This is a genomic window from Bradyrhizobium sp. (genome assembly GCF_049798375.1).
GTDB lineage: Bacteria > Pseudomonadota > Alphaproteobacteria > Rhizobiales > Xanthobacteraceae > Bradyrhizobium.
This window is the reverse complement of sequence record NZ_JBARGP010000570.1, coordinates 1-4,111: the sequence shown is the minus strand read 5'-3', so window position 1 is coordinate 4,111 and position 4,111 is coordinate 1. Positions and strand designations below refer to the sequence as shown.

General features: G+C 66.8%; 5 protein-coding genes. 3 read left to right on the top strand and 2 right to left on the bottom strand.

The annotated features are described in order from the left end of the window. A partial coding sequence (locus WA702_RS22895; protein WP_425112839.1) for an FAD-binding oxidoreductase occupies window positions 1-282 on the top strand: 282 nt, incomplete at its 5' end. A 321-nt stretch (window positions 283-603) separates the two neighbouring features. On the opposite strand, the gene WA702_RS22890 is transcribed toward WA702_RS22895, so the two are convergent. Further along, window positions 604-2,307, bottom strand: a complete 1,704-nt coding sequence (locus tag WA702_RS22890; RefSeq protein ID WP_425112838.1) for a SulP family inorganic anion transporter — start codon at window positions 2,305-2,307, stop codon at window positions 604-606. A gap of 100 nt (window positions 2,308-2,407) precedes the next feature. Further along, entirely contained in the window at window positions 2,408-3,325 is a 918-nt protein-coding gene (locus tag WA702_RS22885) for a LysR family transcriptional regulator (RefSeq protein WP_425112837.1), read from the bottom strand. Between the two features lie 105 nt (window positions 3,326-3,430). Here WA702_RS22885 and WA702_RS22880 point away from each other — a divergent pair, with 105 nt between their 5' ends. Both WA702_RS22880 and WA702_RS22875 read left to right on the top strand, forming a co-directional pair. Next, entirely contained in the window at window positions 3,431-3,862 is a 432-nt protein-coding gene (locus tag WA702_RS22880) for a DoxX family protein (RefSeq protein ID WP_425112836.1), read from the top strand. Between the two features lie 22 nt (window positions 3,863-3,884). After that, window positions 3,885-4,111 (top strand): DODA-type extradiol aromatic ring-opening family dioxygenase (locus WA702_RS22875; protein ID WP_425112835.1); only part of this gene is annotated, 227 nt, incomplete at its 3' end.

The following is a 4,111-nucleotide window of genomic DNA, read 5'->3' as shown; positions in this document are numbered from 1 at the left end:
ATCGTCGGCCATGTCGGCGACGGCAATTTCCACTGCTCGCTGATGTGCGATCTCGACGATGCCGACGAGATGGCGCGCGGCGAAGAGTTCATGCATCGCCTGGTCGAGCGTGCCCAGGCGATGGGCGGCACCTGCACCGGCGAGCACGGCATCGGGCAGGGCAAGCAGAAATATCTCAAGGCCGAACTCGGCGACGAGGCGCTCGATGCCATGCGCGCGATCAAGCGGGCGCTCGATCCGCAGAACATTTTGAACCCCGGCAAGATCGTGCCGGCGGCGTGAGTTATCAGATGACGTTCTGATTGAGTTACGGCGTTAATCTGTATGAATCGAAGCGATTGTCGTGCCGCGAGTCGGATGTACCCTCTCCCCTGGCGGGAGAGGGTGGGTCGCCGGCGCGGACGCGAGGGCGAACCGGGTGAGGGGTCTCTATCCACGGAGACAGACCCCTCACCCGCCGCAATCTCACTTCGTTCGATTTCGCCACCCTCTCCCGCAAGGGGAGAGGGTGCACTGTCCGTGCGGTTAGATAGTTAGTTCGCTTTCCGTAGCCGTCGGACAACCGCAGCTACTGACGACCCCAACTCATCACGACTCAGCTCATCACTCCGTTTCGACCGTCTCCGCCTTCGCCGGCCCAAGCCTGCGCACCGCCTCATCCACGCTGTGGAAGACGTGATCCCTCGGCAGCACCTCATAGAGGCCGAAGCGCTCGAACGCGGCCTGGGCGCGGACCGACTCAAGCCGGGCTACCGCGAAGGTGACGTGGTGCTCCCCGCACACGATGATGAGGTCGCGCAAGGCCTGCGCCGCGGTGTAGTCGATCTCGGGAATGCCGCCGGCTTCGAGCACCAGCAGTCGCGGCGCTTTTCCCTGCAGGATGTCCTGTAGATCGGCGCGGAGAGTTGCCGCATTGAGGAAGCTCAGCGGCGCCTGGAAGCCGACCACCACGATATCGTCGATGGTCTCGCCGACGATGTGTGGCTGCGCCGGCCACCAGATCGTGGTATCAGGCACGCGCTCGAACAGCAGCAGATGTGCGCGCGTCGTGCTCCAGATGCCGTGCAGCAGCGACAGGGTGATGCCGAGCGCGACGCCTTGTTCGATCGGCAGCGCCACGATGGCGGCCGCGGTCGCCACGATCAGCAGGAACTCGCCGATCGATTGGCGATAGACTTGCATGATCTGCGCGACGCGGACGATGCGCAGCGCCACGAACAGCAGTACGCCGCCGAGCGCTGCATCCGGCACATGCGCGAGCAGGGTGGCGCCGAAGGCGAGCAGGGCCAGTACGATCGCCGCCGCGATCAGGCTCGAGGCCTGCGATCGTCCGCCGGTCTCGGCGACGATGCCGGTGCGCGGCGGGCTGGCATTGACCGGGAAGGCGCCGAACAGGCCGGCGAGCAGGCTGCCGGCACCGACGCCGAGAAAGTCGCGATCGACGTCGGCGGGCCGGCCGGGATCCGATGGAAACGAGCGCGTGGTCGCCGCGGTCTGCACCATCACCACGATCGCGATCAGGAAGCTGAGCGGGATCAGCTTGGCCCATTGCTCGGGCGCAATGACCGGCAGTGAGGGCGCCGGCCATTTGCCGGTGACCGCGCCGACCACGGCAACGCCCCTGGTTTCGAGACCGCCCGCGATCGTCAGCAGCGTGGCGGCGACCAGCGCAATCAATGCGCCGGGGATCCGGGCGCTGATGCGCTCCGAGAACGCGACCACCGCGAGCACGCCGAAGCCGATCGCCATCGTGTAGCCATTGGCGTCGGCGACGTGCCGCGCCAGCGTCGCGATCCGTCCGAGCGTCGGGCCGTGCGGCACCGGCAGGCCGAGCACGCCGGGAAGCTGCGAGACGATGATGTGCACCGAGATGCCGGCGAGGAAGCCGAACGTGACCGGTTGCGACAGCAGATTGGCGATGCCGCCGAGCTTGAACACGCCGCCGCCCAGCAGCAACAGCCCGACCAATAGCGCCAGCGCCCCGGCCAGCGCCTGGTAGTCCGGCGTGCCGGTGGTCGCGAGCAGCGCCAGCCCGCCGGCAAAGATCGGTGTGATCGTCGAGTCGGCGCCGCAGGACAGGAGGCGGTTGGCGCCGCCCAGTGCAAAGCCGATCGAGCCCGCGATGAAGGCGTAGAAGCCGATCTCGGGCGTGAAGCCGCCGAGCCTGCTGGTCGCCATCTGCTCGGGGATCGCGATCGCCGCCAGCGTCAGCCCGGCGACGAGGTCGGCGGACAGGAACGCGGCGCGGTACCCCTGCAACGAGCGCAGCAACGGCCATGGTCGCTTGCCGGAGGTTTGATCACTCATCGCGTTCTCTCCAGTCATCTTATTAGGGGCGAGGTTACAGCGAGCAAGCTGCAAGACCTGCACTTCCCACGATCGTTGTAGGCAAAACCGTCGCGTACCCTCACGCAAGGCCGTGATCCCAGGGCGGCTCGGGCGCGAAGGCGTCCGCAATGAAATCGATGAAGGCGCGCACCTTGGCCGAGGGCGTGCGCTCCGGCAGGTAGATGGCGTAGACGGCGAACTGGTCGGACGGCGGCTGCTCCAGCGTAATCGGCACCAGGCGCCCGGCGCGCAAATCGTCGCCGACGATGAAACTCGGCTGGTAGATCAGCCCCTGGCCGGCCAGCGCCGCCGCGAGCAGTGCATCGCCATTATTGGCGCGGAGATTGCCGGATACGGCGACATCGATGGCGGCCGCGCCGCCCATCCGCCAGCGCGCCGCGCCGGCCTGGGCGAGCGTATAGCCGAGGCAATTGTGGCCGGCGAGATCGGCCGTTGTGCGCGGTGTGCCCCGCGCAGCGAGATAGGACGGCGCGGCGCAGATCATCATCCGGCAGCGGGCGAGCCGCCGCGCCACCAGGCTGGAATCGCGCAACGCGCCGATTCGGATCGCGACGTCCCAACCTTCCTCGGCCAGATCGATCAGGCGGTCGTTGAGGCCGAGGTCGATCGTGACGCCGGGATAGCGCGCGGCGAAGGCCGCCAGCCGCGGCGCGATCTGCCTGACGCCGAAGACGAGCGGCACGTTGAGCCGCAGCAGTCCGCGCGGCTCAACCCGGTCAGCCGCGACCGCCACTTCCGCGCTCTCGATGTCGGCGAGCAGCCGCTCGGTCGAATCGAGATAGCGGCGGCCAGCCTCGGTGATGGTCAGGCGGCGGGTGGTGCGGTGAAACAGCCTGGTGCCGAGCCGCGCTTCCAGCGCCGCGAGATGCTTGGTCACCATGGTCTGCGACATGCGCATCACCCGGGCGGCGCCCGAGAGGCTGCCGGCATTGGCGATCCGAACGAAGACCTCCATTCCGGTCAGGCGGTCGAGCATCGGCCGATTTCACTCTGCTGGTTTGAACTGTCATTCCCAAGTAGCAGATTATCGCCTGTCGGGGAATGATCCATACAGCGGGATATCTCTTTTCGGAGTCTTGCGATGATCGATTCCCGCACCGCCCCTTATGCCGCGCTTCTGCTTCGCCTCACGCTCGGCGGCCTGTTCCTGGTTCATGCCAGCCTGAAGCTGTTCGTATTCACCCCCGCCGGAACCGCGAAATTCTTCGGCAGTCTCGGTCTCCCCCCGGAGCTCGCCTATGTCGTGATGACGGCCGAGGTGCTGGCTGGCGTCGCGCTCATCCTCGGAATCTTCACCCGCTGGGTGGCGCTGGCGGCTACCCCGATCCTGCTCGGCGCCATCGTCACCGTGCACGGCGCGGCCGGATTCTTTTTCAACAATCCGCACGGCGGCTGGGAATATCCGGCGTTCTGGACCATTGCGCTGCTGGTGCAATCGCTGCTCGGCGACGGCGCTTACGCGTTGCGCGCACCGCGGGCCGCACTTGCAGGCGAACTACGTAGCGCGCATTGACCTGTTAGCTGGAGGATTGAATATGACGCTGCCGAGCCTGTTCGTGTCGCACGGGTCGCCGATGCTGCCGCTGACCGAGGTGCCGGCCCGGCAGTTCCTGGTCGATCTGGGCCGCAGCCTGCCGCGGCCCAAGGCCATCCTGGTGATCTCGGCGCATTGGGAGACGGCCGAGCCCGAGCTCAATGCCGTTTCCACCAACGAGACGATCCACGATTTCTACGGCTTTCCGCGCGCGCTCTATGAGCTGCG

Excerpts from the sequence above, each read along its gene's own strand:
- WA702_RS22880 (WP_425112836.1), top strand. The coding sequence starts at position 3,431 with ATGATCGATTCCCGCACCGCCCCTTATGCCGCGCTTCTGCTTCGCCTC.
- WA702_RS22890 (WP_425112838.1), bottom strand. The coding sequence starts at position 2,307 with ATGAGTGATCAAACCTCCGGCAAGCGACCATGGCCGTTGCTGCGCTCG.
- WA702_RS22885 (WP_425112837.1), bottom strand. The coding sequence starts at position 3,325 with ATGCTCGACCGCCTGACCGGAATGGAGGTCTTCGTTCGGATCGCCAAT.